Raw genomic sequence first — 16,432 nt, 5'->3', positions numbered from 1 at the left:
TAATAATTAAAGGTAGTCGGAACAGGTCATTTTTCAGTAGCGACAAGCATTGTATTCACATGCCACTAAAGCACATTATTCTACTTTTGAAAGCTATCGCACATCAGCGCGATATCGATTTCAACTCATAATTAACTAACCACAACGAAGGTTAATTGCGCTTGGCGACTTTGCGATAAATACCAAACCCAAACAATAAAAGTAACAACAATGGTCCTAACCAAAGCACATAAGTATTAGGTGCAAATTTAGGGTTATACCTAACAAAATCACCAAAGCGGCTGGTCATAAACTCGATAATTTCCTGATCGGTTTTGCCTTGGTCGACCATCTGATAGACCTTGAGACGCAAGTCTTTCGCCACTGGAGAATTTGATTCGATCAAGTTTTGATTCTGGCATTGAGGGCAGCGCAATGTTTTTGCTAAATCAATAGCACGGCGTTGATCATATGCTGAACGAAAAGTAAACGTTGCAACTTGCTCAACCACAGTTTCATCCGCCGCGACAAAGACATTCTGAGCGGCAAAAACGGCTGACGGAGTGATGACTCCAGTTAACACAAGCAATAAGCCCAACAGGCTCCAGTTAAATCTTGGTTTCAATTGCGCATAACGTTTAACGCTTGAGTTGGCTCTTCGAACAAGCTCCAGCATGAACCCTTGGATAGAAATTAAAGACTTATCACTCACTAGCTACGGCTCTCTTTACTTTCAGTGACATGATTTACATCGCTATCAAGTTGCTCAAGAACGGGTACAAAGTATCGCTGCCAAACTTGTTTATCTAGCGCCCCAACGTAACGCTGGCGAACAATCCCTTGGCTATCAATCAACAAAGTTTCTGGTGTACCTAGCACGCCAAGATCTAAGGCCAGTTTGCCTTGAGGATCAAAAATCACGGTTTGATAAGGGTCGCCTAGCTCTCGTAAACTCGCCATCGCTGCTTGACGTTTATCGCGATAATTCAGCCCAACCAAGCTCAAACCTTGCTGTTCAAGCGACATTAAAAAATCATGCTCCGAACGACAAACACCACACCATGAAGCCCACACGTTTAACAGTTGAACTTTTCCCATCAGCGCATGTTGATCGACCATACCGAAGGCAGCAGACGTTTGTGATTCTAGTACCGTCAACTGAAAATCAGGCACTGGCTTACCCGCCATCGGTGAGACTTCGCCAAGCTCAGGATCTTGCATCGCATACAAGATCAACCCACCTAACAACAACACGCCCAATAGAGGGACAAACCGCTTCATACTTGCTGCTTCCATATTAAATTGGCATCCTTCGCATGCTCGCCTTGCGGTAGATTTCCTTGAGGAGAAAGCTGTGACGAGACATTTTCATTTGCTAGCTGACTGACCATACGTCGCGCTTTCCATCTTGCGACAACAGCACAACTACCGCCAAACACCATCAACACGGCGCCAAGCCATAACCAGCGAACAAAGGGTTTATGCTGAATACGAATTGCATAATCGGTGGCATTCAATTTCTCACCTAGCGTTATGTACACATCACCATGCCACCACCAACGGATCCCCGGCTCACTCATATTCATAGTCCGTACTGTGTAATGACGACGTTGCGGTTTTATCCACCCTAAAAAGTATTGCTGACCAAAAGCACTATTCCATGCTGAAACATCACGCTGATGATCAGGCATTTCAGCCTCATAAGCCTCTTGATTAAACAAGGCAATGTTAGCCTGCTCGGCGGTGAAATTAGCGCCAACCAGATACTCTGTTTCAACATATTCAAATCGAATACCATCCAACACGAGGTGATCGCCAGGCCCCATTTTTTGACTCGACTCACGCGAGTAATGACTCACTAAAGTGGCGCCAACAATCGCAACAGCCACACCAACATGCGCTAATAACATCGCGGTTGAACGCCAACGTATCATCGACGTTTTTATTCTCATCGAGGGTGTGTCTTGCTTGGTCTGTTGTTTACTGGCGGCAAATATCGCAGCACAAAAAGATTGAATCGCAGTCAATGTTACCCACAAGGCACAAATGAGCGCTGCGCAAACCATCAAGTTCACGCCGCGCTCAATCCATACCGATAACACGACGCCACCAATGATGGCCGTCGATAGCGGAGTTAATAACTGAGTGATCAAAAAGTCTTCTTGGCTTGCTCGTAACCGCATCAGCACACCAATGCCCATTACTGCAAATATCATCAAACTGATAGGGGTAAAAACCGTGTTGAAATACGGTGCACCCACGGAGATATTGCCCCAGCCAAAGGCTTGGAACACCATAGGGTAAAAAGTCCCTAGCATCACGGTCAGTGTTGCAACTGCGAAAAGACTATTTCCTACCAAGAATGCCGTTGCTCGCGTCCACATTCCAAGTTGTTCAGGCTGGCTATATTGCCCACCACGCACCGCATACAAAGTCAGAGCTATCACTAAGATCACAGCTAGGATAGCAAGCAACACCAAGCCTCGTGTGGGATCGAGCGCAAATGCGTGAACTGATGTCAGAACTCCAGAGCGAACGATAAAAGTACCGAGTAAACTGAGCGAAAAAGTGAAAATAGCCAGCAACAAGCTCCCACTTGCAAGCATCCGTCGCTGCGCTGTGACAATCAATGAATGCAATAAGGCCGTTGCCGTCAGCCAAGGTAACAAGGAAGCGTTTTCAACAGGATCCCAAAACCACCAGCCGCCCCAACCGAGCTCGTAATACGCCCACCATGAACCAAGCGCAATACCGCCGGTAAGAAAGCTCCACGCCGCAAGAGTCCAACTCCGACTCATTGCAGCCCATTGCCACTGCGGTGTTGGAAAGCTCAGTGCAGCTACAGCAAAGGCAAAAGTAACCGCAAAACCGACATAGCCTAAATAGAGCATTGGCGGATGGAAAATAAGCCCCACATCTTGAAGCATAGGATTCAAATCGCGCCCTTCCAAAGGCACTGGTAATAAGCGCTCAAAAGGATTTGACGCCAGCAAAGTGAATAGTGCTAAAACGGCAACCAAGGCTGCCAAAATTGCGAGTACACGAGTAATGAAATCAAAGTGTTGGTGATCTTTTGTCTGTGCGACATCTAACTTATTAGACGCAGTATAAATACGGAGTAAATGACGATAACGCCAGCCGACCAATGCAGCCCAACCACTTAACGAAAACACCCAAAATAAAAACGACCCTTCGTGCCCGCCCCACACTGCCGCCACTTTAAAAAACACAGGCAGTTGGCTATTTGAATGGTGAGCGACGTATGCCACCGAGAAATCATCAAACGCAAAGCAAAAAGCCAGCAACACAACCGAAGTCGTAATAGCGGCAAAAGCAACATAACTTAATGGCCACACATAACAATTAAGGTATGACGCCTTAGTGTACCGCGCGACAAGCGGTAACAATGCAGTTAACACTGCACAACAAAAACCGAGAATTAACGCAAAGTGTCCGTATTCAGCCAGCATAAAACATCCAATATTCAGACCAATCTCATCAACCCGATTGGTACTAGAAAGTGATGCTGCCTTGTGTTGACTGTCTGCAAACACAAAAGCAGCACCACTCTTTTTACTTACAATGATGATTATTCATCACAGGTAAAGTCATGACTTTACGCGCAATCAAACAACCGTCATCTGTCCTGCATAGAGAATGAAAGTACGCAACATCAGCACGCCTAGCAAACTCAAAGTGGTTACCAACATAATGAAGGCTTTATTGTGTTTCACCCCTTCGGAGCTAACAGCATTCAAGCCTAGCGGTAGTAGCATCCCCGCTCCAATCACGCCATACCAGAACCACGATGCCCAAAAGCCACCGCCAATGGCAGCCATCGCCGCCGCTTCTTTCTGTCCACCACCAAAGTAAAGACCGGTAAAGAAAGCGAACAACACGAACAACTCAAACACCACAACAGGACGCTCAAAACGGTGAACCCATTTCACACTTGCACTATGCGCTGATTCTTTGAAGAACACCACGCCGAACATCAAACAAGCTGCAGCGCCCGATGACAAACTTGAGAACAAGAATAGAATCGGTAGCACAGGGTTGTTTAGTAACGGGAAGGTTTTAAGTGCTGACAACAAGAAACCTGTGTATGCCGCCAGCATCACCGCCAAGAAAGCGAGGAACAGCTCAATCGCATTCTCATAACGTGTCACATACTTCATGACAGTGCCGACGATAGGCAAACGTCCGTTGAGCAATTTTAACAGCTCATCTTTATAGATAGCCGCAATCCAAGCAAACAGCACCACCATATAAACTTGGAATAAAATGACCCCCATCGACATCACCGACGTTGGATTATAGAAAATCATGATCTTCCAAAACGACCACGGCTTGGTCAGGTGGAACACCAAGATCAATAGCCCCACGATAATGCCAAATGGCGCTAAAATCGCGGTTGCCTTAATAATGCCATTGGTTGATGGGTGTCCTTGGATCACTTTACGTTTTAAGTAAATCGCAATCATCACCGCCCCTGCTGACATCCCAGCCAAGAACAAGTAAATCGCGATGATCCAATCCCACACTAAGGAGTCAAAATAGAATGCATCTGCAAAGGTAGTACTCATCCTTTTATCTCCCCTTTCTGATGCGGCACTTTGTATAATTGTGGCTTAGTACCGAGTTCGACCTTATCGCGATAAACCGTCTTCTGAGTGATCAATTGCGATACTTCACTATTTGGATCGTTTAAGTCGCCAAAAGTCAGTGCTTTCGTTGGACAAGACTCGACACAAGCCGGTTGCTTACCCTCGGCAAGATTGGTCTTACGGCAAAAATCGCACTTATCGGCTGATTTTGTTTCAGGGTGGAAAAAGCGCACTTGGTAGGGACAAGCCGCCAAACAATAACCACAACCGACACACTTAAACGCATCAACGTCCACAATCCCAGTTTCAGGGTCTTTAAACGCCGCGCCTGTTGGACACACGTAGACACAAGGTGCATTTTCACAGTGCTGACAGGAAACACGAGTAAATGTGTAATCTATATTGGGGTACTCGCCCTGTGGTTCACTGCGCACAATCTCTAAGCGTGACACCCCTTCTGGTACCTTATTCACTTCGCGGCACGCTTCAGTACAAGCCGTACAACCGATACATAAGGTTTCATCATGCACCATACCGTAGCGCTTAGTGCCATCTTCCATGGTTGCTGCTAACGTCTTACGGCCTAATGCAGCATGACCCGCCACACCCGTGGTGAAAATCACCGCACCAGCACCAGCCAGAAAATTACGTCTTGAACACGTCATTTTTTGTCTCCTTTGGCTTTACGCTGATCAGAGTGACAATCAACACACATCTTGATCTTGGATGATTTGGTGATGCCTTTCATTGGATCAGTGCTTGGGTGGACGTTATGGCAAGAAGCACAAGACAAATCGAGTGCATGTACATCGTGCGTCCAGTTCGCTTGACGTAGCTCGTCAGGGTTATCGTGACAGTTGGTACAGGTTTCATTCTGCTTTTTGATCCATAGAGGATCCGCCGCAGGCTTAACCGTTCCCGCCACAGTTTGTGAAGGCGCAAATTTAGTCACTTGCTCAGCACCGTCGCGATGGTTTTCACCAATCGTACTGTGGCAATCAACACAACCAATATTGCGATTCGTTTGGGAATGGATCGCGCTCGCATGTGCCCCTAGCAATGCATCTTTGCTGTCTTTATGACATTGGGTACAAGCGTAGTTACGATCCCGTATGAATGTTACGACGTGTTCAGTCGCGGGCGAAGAGAGTGACGGCGCAGCTTGCGTTGTGACTGGCTGTTTCTCAGAATCCGCGGCAACACTAAGGGAAAAGCCTGTCATGCCCAATACAACCAAACAGGTTGTAATTGCACTGACGGCCATCTTATAAATGCCCATTGTTCACCTTTTATTCCATTTTGTTTGCTATTAACAAACACTCGGTGCTTACAGTTACTTTATTATTAACTAGATTTAATATGCTTAATTACGCACACCAAGCCCAAATAGAATCCATTCTCATTTACAATAAACATTAGCCACAACGCTTAACATAGATATTAGACGATATTTATTTATGAAAAAAATTGATCGAAGCCCAAAATACCCATTAAGTAGCATCAAAAATAAATATTTTATGATTAAGATCAAAAGCAAAACACGGCTAATTATATGAATTTAAAGAGTAAAAGTTAAAATTCGACTTTATAAAAACACGCAAAGTGTAAATACCACTTTAGGGTTAAATGCATATTCCTGCCATTTAGATCACGATTGTAACATTTCAAATTTGATCCAAAACAAACCGCTATTAACTTTCAATAACAACCTTACATTTTTTGTTATTATTTTATTTGGAACTCCTAACTTTATTTGCAAATTAGTCGCATTCACAACGCTTGGCTTTATTTACAATAAAAAATTCTGGAGTAATTACCGTGAGTAAGAAATGGACGCTAAATAATGCCGTTACGGCAGTTTTATTGTCAGCGTTTTGTTTTATAGGAACAGCGCAGGCATCCGAAGAAGCCCCAGCAAAACAACGTATTGAACCGCGTAACGAGGCTTTTGAAGCCGCACATGCCGATCAATACAAAAGCTGGGAAGCCACTAAAGAAAGTGAGCACATCACTGACGCACTAAAACAAGATCCCAATATGGTGATCCTGTGGGCTGGTTATGGTTTTGCAAAAGACTATAACAAAGCGCGTGGGCACTATTATGCGGTCACTGATGTGCGTGAAACCCTACGTACTGGTGGTCCTAAAGACGACAAATCAGGCCCTATGCCAATGGCATGTTGGAGCTGTAAGAGCCCTGACGTGGCACGTGTAATCGACGAGCGCGGCGAAGACGGTTATTTCGCGGGCAAATGGGCACGCCTTGGTAGTGAAATCAACAACGCAATTGGTTGTTCGGATTGTCACGACACTGGCAGCAAAGATTTCGCTGAAGGAAAGCCTGCACTTAAACTTTCCCGTCCTTACGCTGAACGTGCGATGGAAACCATTGGTATGAAGTTTGAAGATCAATCACGCTTCGACCAACAAGCACAAACCTGTGGTCAGTGCCACGTGGAATACTACTTCACAGGTCCAAACAAAACCGTGAAATTCCCTTGGGATAAAGGCACAACTGTGGATGAGATGGAAGTCTACTACGACAATATCGACTTCAAAGATTGGACCCATGGTGTATCTAAAGCCCCAATGTTAAAAGCACAACACCCAGGTTATGAAACATGGCGTGATGGTATCCACGGCAAAAACAATGTGGCCTGTGTTGACTGTCATATGCCTAAGGTCACTAACGAAGACGGTAAAGTGTACACCGACCACAAAATCGGTAACCCATTTGATCGTTTCGAAGACACTTGTGCCCAATGTCATACTCAAACCAAAGAAGCGTTACAAGGTATTGTTTCAACCCGTAAAGCAAGCGTACTTGAGCTGAAACTAACAGCTGAAAAACAAATTGTTGCAGCCCACTTTGAAGCAAAAGCCGCATGGGACGCAGGTGCCACCGAAGAAGAGATGAAACCAATTCTTCGTGATATTCGCCACGCCCAATGGCGCTGGGATTACGCGATTGCATCACACGGTGTTCACATGCACGCACCGGAAGTCGCATTACGTATTCTAGGTACTGCCATTGACCGTGCAACTGATGCACGTACTAAGCTAGTGCGTTTACTTGCCACTAAAGGCATTACAGAAGAAATTCAACTTCCTGACATTTCAACCAAAGAAAAAGCACAGCAAGCGCTTGGCATGGATATGGACAAGTTGAATGCCGAGAAAGAGGATTTCTTGAAAACTGTGGTTCCAGAGTGGGATAAAAAAGCAGAAGCGCGCGAAGCAACTTACTAATCAACAAAACGTAACTCATAATATCACGGCGCAAGATCTCTGATCTTGCGCCGTTTTTTATCTATTTCACTAAATAGCCGACCTATAATTGCAGAACCCTCCTACATGTACGACACTTTATGCATAAAGCAGTTGCTATCAATCTATATGAATAGCAACACAACCACTATCAATATCGCTGTGTTACTTTATGGATAAAGAGGCAGGAGGAACCAATGAAGAAAGGATTCGGTCAGCACTTTAACTTCATTTTAGTTTTATTGTTTACCATTGTGTGCGCGATACTTTTTTCTTCTGCCGCGCAAGCAAACTTAATTAAAAACGGTGGGTTTGAAGACATTGATGTTCCCGATCGCAGCTGGCGCTATTTTTCGCAAGGAACACCTAACCTTGCTTGGCAAGGTTCAAATGTCGAAATTTGGGATTCATTGTTTGGCTTTGAAGCCGCGGAAGGTGAACAGTATGGCGAGCTAAACGCCCATCCCAACCAAGGCCAGTTTTCTATCTACCAAACCTTCGATACTGTCGCGGGCGGCATTTACGACCTATCGTTCAACTATTCAGCGCGCCGCAACAATAAAAATGAACAATTTGAAGTCAGCGCAGGTGACTTTTCGCAAGTGCTGACCAGCAATATTCGATTCAACTGGCAAGACTTCGCAACTGAATTTACCGCCTTATCTGACACTACCACCATCACGTTTACTGCGCTCAATCGTGGCACGCTTGGCAATCTGATCGATAACATTGTGATCACGCAAAATCGTCTGCCAATTCCAGAGCCTGAGCTTATCTTTCCACTCACGTTCGCGCTTTTATTCTTACTATTACGCGCTCGCTACCACCGAAAACCAAAGCCCATTCGCATCAAGCTTGACTAGCCATAAAGCAAACCGATGATGGCAACAGAAACGACTTTCTAAATAGCGTTTGTCTACAGTAACTGCTTTGCACGATTAATGGCTGCAATCAAAGCGGGGCGATCGGCATCTGGGTGTTCACTATCAAGGATTTGCACCCAAGTATCGATCGCTTTTTGATAACGTGCCGACATGAAATAATCCGAGCCAATCAAAGTTAGAGCCGCGAAGTTATCTTTATCCAATTCAAGCGCTTTATCTAACCATTGTGATACATCGGCTGTCATACGCTGCCCTTGCTGATAATACAGAGCAGAAGCCAGCGCAGAATAAATATTGGCTTGTGGTGCAGGAGCTAATCGACGGGAATAATCAAAAGCAATTACCGCTTGATCAAACGCGTTATCGTACATATAAGCATTACCCAGTGCGTACCACAGCTCACCGTTTTGCTTATTCGCTTTTATGCTCTCTTGGATCATGGTGATGCGCTTTTGATTCACTTCACTTGCCGTTAACCCTGCAAATTCGGCGTTGTCATCACTTTGCTGTGCCAGTTGTTGAGAAGATTGAACGGCAAAATCTGCCTCACCCAACCCTGCGTACATGGCTAATGACATTCCTGACATCAGAGCGATAATGAAAACCACAGCGCGTGGTTTTCGCCCTGCTCTATTCAATTGGCGTTGATGCCAATAAAAGAATACCAGACCTGCTACTGCCACCATGGCAATAACCCCAATCCATGTCTGTAATGTCATTACTTGCTCCTAAAACCTGATCGCACTATAAACTTGCGACTAACCCTCACAGCCTAGCGAACTCTGCGTGTTACAGCACTAACCTACATCAAGCAAATACAACAAAGGTGACCCTATATCAATAACAGGATCACCTTTGTGACGTTAATCAGCGCTTATTATCTCTAAAGTTATTGAGTCTGTCTTAGCTCACCAAACAAGCGATAATCCCAAACCTCAACCTCATTGGTTGCCAATCGCTTTTGCGCCGTTAAACGCCATTTTTCAGTCAGCGTCTCACAAGCCACAATACGCGCCAAACCTTGTTGGTTTAGCGGATCATTAAAGAAATAATCAGCAACTTGCTTCACCGTTAGCGCATCATCACAGCGTGACAGTAAGACCAACTCATCGTCTTGGCTCACCCACCCTGTTTGCACCACTCGGTATAACCAACCACAGTAGCTAAGCTGTTGCATTTGCTCTGACATGCCTTCAGCATTCCAGCGCTTATTTAGCTTATAACATGGAGAACGCGGCTGACTAACTTCAATGATCGCTTCACCCCACTGATAACGATCACCAATGCAAACCGTACTTTCCGTCATACCACGGCTACTAAGATTCTCTCCCATACCCGGCGCTTGCCAACCACGATCAGGAAACTGTAATTGCCAATAATCGTAGTGCTCTGCTGGGTATTGGTGTAGTGCACGTTCACTACCACCGTGGTGTTTAGGATCGGCACATTCATCGCCTTCTAAACCAAGCTCAGATAAAAATACACGCTCAGTAATAGCCTGTTTATCTAAGCCTGATTCAAAACCAAATCGGGTGTTAACCTTCCCTTTAAACAGTTGAATTTGTTGTGACATAGTTATCCTTATTATCTGGCCCTAACCGCATTCAAAACGAAAATTTCAGATAGAAAAAAGGCTCCCACCGGAGCCTTTAACAATCTCTGAACTTACAGTTCAAAATCACTCATGTCAGCGTCAGCAACATCGTCTTGGCGCTCAAGAAATGCCACCAAGTCATCGTGACCACCAATGTACTTACCATCTAGAATAATTTGCGGCACTGTACGAACAGTGGTGTTAGCAACTTTTTCGATGAACTCAATCATTTCTGGCTTTTCAAGATCCGTTCCCAATACCAAAGTCGTGTACTCGGTACCACGATCGTCCAAAATCGCTTTTGCTTTCACACAGAATGGGCAGCGAGGCTGAGTGATCACCAAGTTTTGGTAAGAAGAAAGTTGTTCAATAGTCATTGATGGAGTTGCTTCCGACATAGTTTCGCGCTCTGATGTAATAACCGCAGCTTGTAGCGGCTGACTTAAATATTGATAAGCCACGTAAGATAAAACAAAGCACAATAGGAGTACAAGATTACGAGGCGAAAATATACGAGAAGAAGGTGCTGACATGAGGGTTCTCCGACATTACAAAGCGGTTGTGATAGCCGATTAACACTAACCAGCCTATTTAACCGCCAATTCTAATCGGAATTCGCTGACGTCCAAAACGTTTTTTGCTCGACGTGAAACGTCCAGCCAATTTACCACCGCAATGCAAGCAACTCCCCTCTGCCGACAAGTGATACTCACCCAGCTGATACCAATCACGCTCAATGACTCTTTGATGGCAATGCGGACAATACGTGCTAGATGCCATCGCGTTGTGGACATTACCGACATAGACATATTTCAAGCCGTGTTCTACGGCTATTTTTCTTGCTCTAAGCAGCGTTTCAGCAGATGTGCGTGGTTTATCCATCATCTTAAAATCAGGATGAAAAGCGCTAAAATGAAGTGGGACTTGATCGCCGAGGTTATCCATTATCCAGCGCGACATAGCGGCTAACTCTTGGTTACTATCGTTCTCACCCGGGATCAACAAACAAGTAATTTCAAACCAAACCTGCGTTTCATTTTTCAGATAAAGTAACGTATCTAACACAGGTGCTAACTGCCCCATACAAACTTTGCGATAAAAGTGGTCGGTAAAGGCTTTAAGATCGATGTTCGCAGCATCCATATGAGCAAAAAACTCACGCCGAGGGACATCGCACACATAGCCAGCACTCACGGCGACACTCTTTATGCCGTGTGCTTTACATGCAAGAGCTGTATCGCGGGCATATTCTAAAAAAATCACAGGATCGTTATAGGTAAAGGCGATACTTTCACACCCGTGCTGCTTTGCTGCTAATGCAATTTGCTCAGGCATCGCCGCTGAGCCCAGCGTGTCGATTTGACGCGACTTACTGATGCTCCAATTCTGGCAAAACTTGCAGCCTAAGTTGCAACCTGCGGTACCAAACGACAACACTGAACTACCGGGATAAAAGTGATTCAGCGGTTTCTTTTCTATCGGATCGATACAAAAACCACTAGAGCGACCATAACTCGTCAGCACAATTTCGCCTTGATAAGCCGCCCGCACAAAACAGGCTCCACGCTTACCTTCACGTAGCTGACAATGACGAGGGCAAACATCACACTGAATACGTCCATCTTCCAGCTTTTGCCAATACTGTGTTCTCACAAATCGTGGTGGGGAATTAGCAATAACATTACTCATGGTAATAAACACATCTTGTTGGCATATAAGAATTTTTTGTACCTATACTTACTATAGCTCTACGATGGTAATCCGCTTATGAATATTCGTTATCCCGCTGTTGCGGGCCGCTTTTACACTCACTCTCCAGCCCAACTTCAAGCTCAGCTTGATGGCTGGTTAAATGCGACCGATCACGATAACGAATCAACCGCCAATAACACGGTTGAGCCATCCACAATCCGAGCCTTAATCGTGCCGCATGCCGGCTATATGTTCTCAGGGCAAACCGCTGCGAAAGCGTATCGCCAGCTACTGCCTCTAGCTAACAAGATTAAGCGCATCATATTAATCGGGCCGAGCCACAGATATTACTTTCGTGGTTGTGCACTGCCACCAGCAGATGTATTTGCAACACCACTAGGGAATGTCACATTAAGTACACAAACCATTGCTACCCTAAGTGAATTAGAAGATGTTGAGTTATCGGAACAAGCCCATGCACTTGAGCATAGTTTGGAAGTTCAACTGCCCTTCATTCAAACAATATTTAATAATTTCAGTCTATTACCTATTTTAACAAGCAATGTATCACCCGCAGTATTAGCCAAACTGATCGACTCACTCTGGCGGTCTGATGACACTTTGTTGATCATCAGTAGCGATTTGAGTCATTTCCATCCTTATAGCCAAGCTCAAAGGATCGATCGTCAAACATGCCAACTCATTGAGCAGTTTGAACCCAGTATTACCCCTGAACAGGCTTGTGGCTCGACCGGAATCAATACCCTATTACTGTTGGCTAAACGCCGGGGATACCAGCTTAAACGTGTAGAATTAATCAACTCTGGCGATACAGCCGGAGATAAGGAGAAAGTCGTTGGTTATGTCAGTTACCTCATCACAGACACTTAATAAAGGTGAACTCACTCAATTGCTTGACGTTGCTCGCGAAGCGATTCGCGGTCACTTTTCTGCCGATATTCCAACCTCCCCTGACTTTAGCCTCTATGGCAAAAAACTCACCACACCCGGTGCTTGCTTTGTTACCTTAGAAGTCGATGGCAAACTACAAGGCTGCCTTGGTTCAACCGTGGCACATAATCCTTTGGTGCTTGATGTTCATAACCGCGCCCGTGCCAGCGCCTACCAAGACCGCCGCTTTATGCCATTGTCAGAAGATCAACTCAGCCAACTAACAATTGAAGTCTCGGTACTCAGTACCCCGCAGGTGATGGAGGTCAGTTCTGAACAAACCCTTCTTGATCACTTAGCCACAGAAAAATGCGGGGTGATCCTATCTGATCAACATCGCCAAGCACTATTCCTCCCACAAGTATGGAGTAAGCTCCCTAAACCCGCAGACTTCATTCGCCAACTCAAACTCAAAGCTGGTTGGTCAGCCGATTATTGGTCAAACAACATGGAAGTAAAAACCTTTAATGTCACTAGCATTAAAGGGAAGTATTATTGATTTAATCTCTAATCGTACTAATTAATAAGGGGGCTACTATTAGTAGCCCCCTTACTTTCTTCAAATATAAAAAAACCGCCACCGTAAATACGGGGCGGTGGTAGCGTTGATATGCAGCGAACAACTTAAATCAATATGTTTAATCACATTGATTTAAGGTGTATTACTATTATCATGACTGGCCTCTTTTTCCCGTAGCCAGAGAAAACGGGCAAACCTTGCAGGGTTTAACTTCACGTTATAATTAATTATTAACGTTGAGATTCTGCCTTGGTTTTATATAAATTCGGTCCCACAAGTGAGACCGAATTAGGCTTTATTCTACTGATTCAATTAGAATACGTAGTGTGCGCCAACACCGCCAGATACGTTAGTCTTAACACCTGAACCTGTAGTCACGTTCATAGATGCAGACATAGACCAAGCTGAGTCTTCAAAGCTGTGCGCTGCACCAATAGCAACTGATTGAGCAGAACCAGCGAAGCCAGTACCAACACCTACCGCTGTTTGACCATCTTGAACGAATGGACGTGCGTTTGTCACAGCGTGAACACCAGCCATTACGCTATCCATTTTCTTCTCAACTTTGTCCATGCGATTTTCAAGTGCATCTTGACGTTGAGCCATTTTTGAGAAATCTTGCTCAAGTGTAGTAATACGTGCATCTTGTTTTGCTACGTGTTTAGCTGCCGCTGTGTATTCTTTTTCAACTACATCGTAAGCTGCTTTACTATTCTTATCTAATTCATCACGAATTTTACGGATGTCTGATGCATTATTAGCAGAAGAGTTACGGTTAGCATCACGCTCTGCACGCTCAGAGTCAATCATCTCTTTATCATCAATACTTACAGAAATATGTGCTTCATTTCCATTAACTTTAACAATACTTCCTCGAGAATCAACCTCAAGATCATGTACCATCATCCCATCAAGCACTTTGTATTTATCTCCATTTTTTGTAAATACAACTTTTTGACCAGTTAATGGATTATGAACAGAGATTGCTTTTTCACCACGGTATACAATTGCACCATGCTTTTCAGCTTTATCTATTTGATTCATTACATCATTAACATTAACGTATTGAAAATCAGCAACAGCTGCAACTGAAGTAAATGATGTAGATGCTAACGCTAAAGCAATAATAGACTTTTTCATTTTGCGTATTCCTGCAAGATTAAATTATTAACGTTGTTAAATGAACGTTGTTTTGACGGCAGGAATATTATTAACGCGCCAATAATTCGTCAACACAACCACATTGTTATTAAAACATAAAATTAAAAGCCTCAATAAATTAGATTCAGCTATGGCATAACTGCAATAAATCACACAAGCCCAATTCACGCCAACAATGAAAAACACACTAAACTACTGATTTAAAATATAAACAAACCACATAAAAGCAAGAGCAAGCATTGAGAGAGGTGAGCAAACGAAACACAAGTAGAAGCGAAACATATAATTAAAAAACAAAAGCAACTAGCGAAATGATACTAATAAAAAATATAAAAAAATTAATCTCGAGGTTTAATTTTATCCATCTATAAAAATATCATTCATTCTAATAATGAGATTTAAAAGTAGCATAAACCACAAAGAAAAAGACATACTCTTAATAAAATAATAAAGCACCAACCAAGTAGTGCTTTATATATTTATTTCTTATTTAACTCATTCGTATTATTTGGCTATTAAGCCATAAGGCAAACTGCTGACGATCTTAGGTTGATTTTGAATAGTTGGCCCCATTTGCGGTTGGTGCCAATCAAGTAGCATGATGGCGAGCAGATTACGGTGTTCGGCTTTTTCTAAATTAAAGGTGCCTTTACGGGTGGCTATCATGCCATGCTGGCGATTGATGGATTTTTGGATCACGTTGCGGATCTTATTCACTACAGGATCGTTTTCTTTACCTGCTAATAAGAAGTTCAAACCAACTTCAGCCAACACATCTTCATTAGTACGCTCGATGATGGTATCGATGTTGTTGCGGTAATAATCATAAATCCACTGATGTTCAGCTTCATTGACTGTTTTTTGATAGTACTGGCTATCAGCAATAATGATATGAGTTAGACCGTATATCTTGTTCATATATTGCTGCTTAGAAAGCTGGCTATCCATGCTATCTGGATAAGCCTGTTTGAACGCAGTAACGAAGTCATCCACCACATCTTGCTCGCCAAGCTGACGTAGCCAATAAACTTGGTTAGCTAACTGCGCGGCCCACGCATGGATCATTTCGATATCGGTCGCATACTTTTTAAAATCATACTGACGAATAATTTTACGTAGCGTGTCATCAGCTTGGTGCGCTAATCCATATTCATGGGCTCTCGCCATTGACCCCGTGAGCCCAACGCCAATAACAAGATATTCTGGCATCCGTTTAGTGGCTTTATAACGACGTTGGGTACGTTCGCTATCATCATTGGCGTAATTATCTAAACGCTCCTGGGCATACTCTGCGATTTTTTCCGGTGTATTCACCTCATAAGCCGCCTTGTTGAGCGTTGAAGCGACGCGAGCCATATCAGCCCATATCGCAGCTTTATACTTACTGTCTTGAGTTTGACGGTACATACGCAAACCAAAGTGACCCATTTTAAAAGCAGATAAGGTATATAGCTCTTGCTCAAAAGTTTGGCGGATCAAATGCGCATCGCGTTTGTAACTGGCAGGAGTTCCGAGCTCTAATGTCGGGCTTGGTGGAGAAACAGGTGTTGCAACTGTTTGGGTTAAAGGAGGAGGTGTATTAAGTGTGTTATTTTCACTCTGCTTAGCATGGCTGGGTAAAACAACAAATACAGATGATAACGCTATAACTGACGCTAGCTGACTTAATTTGAATTTCATGTATATCCCTCACAGTAGCAACCCGCTAGTGGTAGCGGTATGTCGCTAAACTATCAGTGACAACAGTTCAATTCATCATGTAAATGTCAATTATCAA

16 protein-coding genes are annotated in these 16,432 nt (G+C 44.0%); 4 read left to right on the top strand and 12 right to left on the bottom strand.

All coding sequences use genetic code 11. From position 1 onward, the window contains the following. Window positions 1-151 precede the first annotated feature (151 nt). The 6 genes from nrfF to nrfB form a co-directional block, all read right to left on the bottom strand. Window positions 152-691, bottom strand: a complete 540-nt coding sequence (gene nrfF / locus A3K86_RS14275) for a heme lyase NrfEFG subunit NrfF (RefSeq protein WP_232321998.1) — start codon at window positions 689-691, stop codon at window positions 152-154. Further along, window positions 691-1,275 (bottom strand): DsbE family thiol:disulfide interchange protein, encoded by a 585-nt coding sequence (locus tag A3K86_RS14270; protein WP_232321997.1) that lies wholly within the window; start codon window positions 1,273-1,275, stop codon window positions 691-693. Before A3K86_RS14270 ends, nrfF begins: the two co-directional genes overlap by 1 nt. Further along, complete coding sequence (locus tag A3K86_RS14265; protein WP_232321996.1) at window positions 1,257-3,533, bottom strand: heme lyase CcmF/NrfE family subunit; 2,277 nt, start codon at window positions 3,531-3,533, stop codon at window positions 1,257-1,259. Before A3K86_RS14265 ends, A3K86_RS14270 begins: the two co-directional genes overlap by 19 nt. Window positions 3,534-3,605: 72 nt before the next feature. Further along, complete coding sequence (nrfD, locus tag A3K86_RS14260) at window positions 3,606-4,565, bottom strand: cytochrome c nitrite reductase subunit NrfD (protein ID WP_068332278.1); 960 nt, start codon at window positions 4,563-4,565, stop codon at window positions 3,606-3,608. Next, window positions 4,562-5,251 carry a cytochrome c nitrite reductase Fe-S protein gene (gene nrfC / locus A3K86_RS14255; protein WP_068332274.1) on the bottom strand — a complete coding sequence of 230 codons (690 nt, stop codon included), beginning with the start codon at window positions 5,249-5,251 and terminating at the stop codon, window positions 4,562-4,564. Before nrfC ends, nrfD begins: the two co-directional genes overlap by 4 nt. Next, on the bottom strand, window positions 5,248-5,865 hold the full coding sequence (gene nrfB / locus A3K86_RS14250) for a cytochrome c nitrite reductase pentaheme subunit (protein WP_068332271.1): 618 nt from the start codon (window positions 5,863-5,865) through the stop codon (window positions 5,248-5,250). Before nrfB ends, nrfC begins: the two co-directional genes overlap by 4 nt. Before the next feature lie 602 nt (window positions 5,866-6,467). On the opposite strand from nrfB, the gene nrfA reads away from it, so the two are divergent. Beyond that, complete coding sequence (nrfA, locus tag A3K86_RS14245) at window positions 6,468-7,835, top strand: ammonia-forming nitrite reductase cytochrome c552 subunit (RefSeq protein ID WP_232322007.1); 1,368 nt, start codon at window positions 6,468-6,470, stop codon at window positions 7,833-7,835. 215 nt (window positions 7,836-8,050) lie between these two features. Next, a complete protein-coding gene (locus A3K86_RS14240; protein ID WP_068332268.1) occupies window positions 8,051-8,716 on the top strand; it encodes a DUF642 domain-containing protein in 666 nt (221 codons plus the stop codon). A gap of 53 nt (window positions 8,717-8,769) precedes the next feature. Here the strand turns inward: A3K86_RS14240 and A3K86_RS14235 are convergent, their stop codons facing one another. The 4 genes from A3K86_RS14235 to amrS form a co-directional block, all read right to left on the bottom strand. Next, complete coding sequence (locus tag A3K86_RS14235; RefSeq protein WP_084406619.1) at window positions 8,770-9,456, bottom strand: TPR domain-containing protein; 687 nt, start codon at window positions 9,454-9,456, stop codon at window positions 8,770-8,772. A 170-nt stretch (window positions 9,457-9,626) separates the two neighbouring features. Continuing rightward, window positions 9,627-10,310, bottom strand: coding sequence for an MOSC domain-containing protein (locus tag A3K86_RS14230; protein WP_068332265.1), 684 nt, complete (start codon window positions 10,308-10,310; stop codon window positions 9,627-9,629). A 92-nt stretch (window positions 10,311-10,402) separates the two neighbouring features. Then, entirely contained in the window at window positions 10,403-10,729 is a 327-nt protein-coding gene (locus tag A3K86_RS14225) for a glutaredoxin domain-containing protein (RefSeq protein WP_068332627.1), read from the bottom strand. Window positions 10,730-10,922: 193 nt separating this feature from the next. Then, window positions 10,923-12,020: an AmmeMemoRadiSam system radical SAM enzyme gene (gene amrS, locus A3K86_RS14220; RefSeq protein ID WP_068332262.1), complete on the bottom strand. Its 1,098-nt coding sequence runs from the start codon at window positions 12,018-12,020 to the stop codon at window positions 10,923-10,925. A 78-nt stretch (window positions 12,021-12,098) separates the two neighbouring features. Between amrS and amrB the strand changes: the two genes are divergently transcribed. Together amrB and amrA are read left to right on the top strand one after the other, a co-directional pair. Next, window positions 12,099-12,914: an AmmeMemoRadiSam system protein B gene (gene amrB / locus A3K86_RS14215; RefSeq protein ID WP_068332259.1), complete on the top strand. Its 816-nt coding sequence runs from the start codon at window positions 12,099-12,101 to the stop codon at window positions 12,912-12,914. Beyond that, window positions 12,886-13,473, top strand: coding sequence for an AmmeMemoRadiSam system protein A (gene amrA, locus A3K86_RS14210; RefSeq protein WP_068332256.1), 588 nt, complete (start codon window positions 12,886-12,888; stop codon window positions 13,471-13,473). The genes amrB and amrA overlap by 29 nt, the downstream gene beginning before the upstream one ends. A gap of 333 nt (window positions 13,474-13,806) precedes the next feature. On the opposite strand, the gene A3K86_RS14205 is transcribed toward amrA, so the two are convergent. Both A3K86_RS14205 and A3K86_RS14200 read right to left on the bottom strand, forming a co-directional pair. Beyond that, a complete protein-coding gene (locus tag A3K86_RS14205) occupies window positions 13,807-14,634 on the bottom strand; it encodes a YadA C-terminal domain-containing protein (RefSeq protein WP_068332253.1) in 828 nt (275 codons plus the stop codon). 525 nt (window positions 14,635-15,159) lie between these two features. Next, entirely contained in the window at window positions 15,160-16,335 is a 1,176-nt protein-coding gene (locus A3K86_RS14200) for a DUF3541 domain-containing protein (RefSeq protein ID WP_068332250.1), read from the bottom strand. Window positions 16,336-16,432 lie beyond the last annotated feature (97 nt).

This window comes from Photobacterium jeanii, assembly GCF_001650345.1.
Lineage (GTDB): Bacteria > Pseudomonadota > Gammaproteobacteria > Enterobacterales > Vibrionaceae > Photobacterium > Photobacterium jeanii.
The sequence above is the reverse complement of the archived record's forward strand: the minus strand, read 5'-3'. Positions and strand labels throughout refer to the sequence as shown.

Coding starts and splice junctions, on each gene's coding strand:
- A3K86_RS14200 (WP_068332250.1), bottom strand. CDS start 16,335: ATGAAATTCAAATTAAGTCAGCTAGCGTCAGTTATAGCGTTATCATCT.
- nrfC (WP_068332274.1), bottom strand. CDS start 5,251: ATGACGTGTTCAAGACGTAATTTTCTGGCTGGTGCTGGTGCGGTGATT.
- A3K86_RS14230 (WP_068332265.1), bottom strand. CDS start 10,310: ATGTCACAACAAATTCAACTGTTTAAAGGGAAGGTTAACACCCGATTT.
- amrA (WP_068332256.1), top strand. CDS start 12,886: ATGTCAGTTACCTCATCACAGACACTTAATAAAGGTGAACTCACTCAA.
- A3K86_RS14240 (WP_068332268.1), top strand. CDS start 8,051: ATGAAGAAAGGATTCGGTCAGCACTTTAACTTCATTTTAGTTTTATTG.
- A3K86_RS14270 (WP_232321997.1), bottom strand. CDS start 1,275: ATGGAAGCAGCAAGTATGAAGCGGTTTGTCCCTCTATTGGGCGTGTTG.
- nrfD (WP_068332278.1), bottom strand. CDS start 4,565: ATGAGTACTACCTTTGCAGATGCATTCTATTTTGACTCCTTAGTGTGG.
- A3K86_RS14225 (WP_068332627.1), bottom strand. CDS start 10,729: ATGTCGGAAGCAACTCCATCAATGACTATTGAACAACTTTCTTCTTAC.
- amrB (WP_068332259.1), top strand. CDS start 12,099: ATGAATATTCGTTATCCCGCTGTTGCGGGCCGCTTTTACACTCACTCT.
- A3K86_RS14235 (WP_084406619.1), bottom strand. CDS start 9,456: ATGACATTACAGACATGGATTGGGGTTATTGCCATGGTGGCAGTAGCA.
- nrfB (WP_068332271.1), bottom strand. CDS start 5,865: ATGGGCATTTATAAGATGGCCGTCAGTGCAATTACAACCTGTTTGGTT.
- A3K86_RS14205 (WP_068332253.1), bottom strand. CDS start 14,634: ATGAAAAAGTCTATTATTGCTTTAGCGTTAGCATCTACATCATTTACT.
- amrS (WP_068332262.1), bottom strand. CDS start 12,020: ATGAGTAATGTTATTGCTAATTCCCCACCACGATTTGTGAGAACACAG.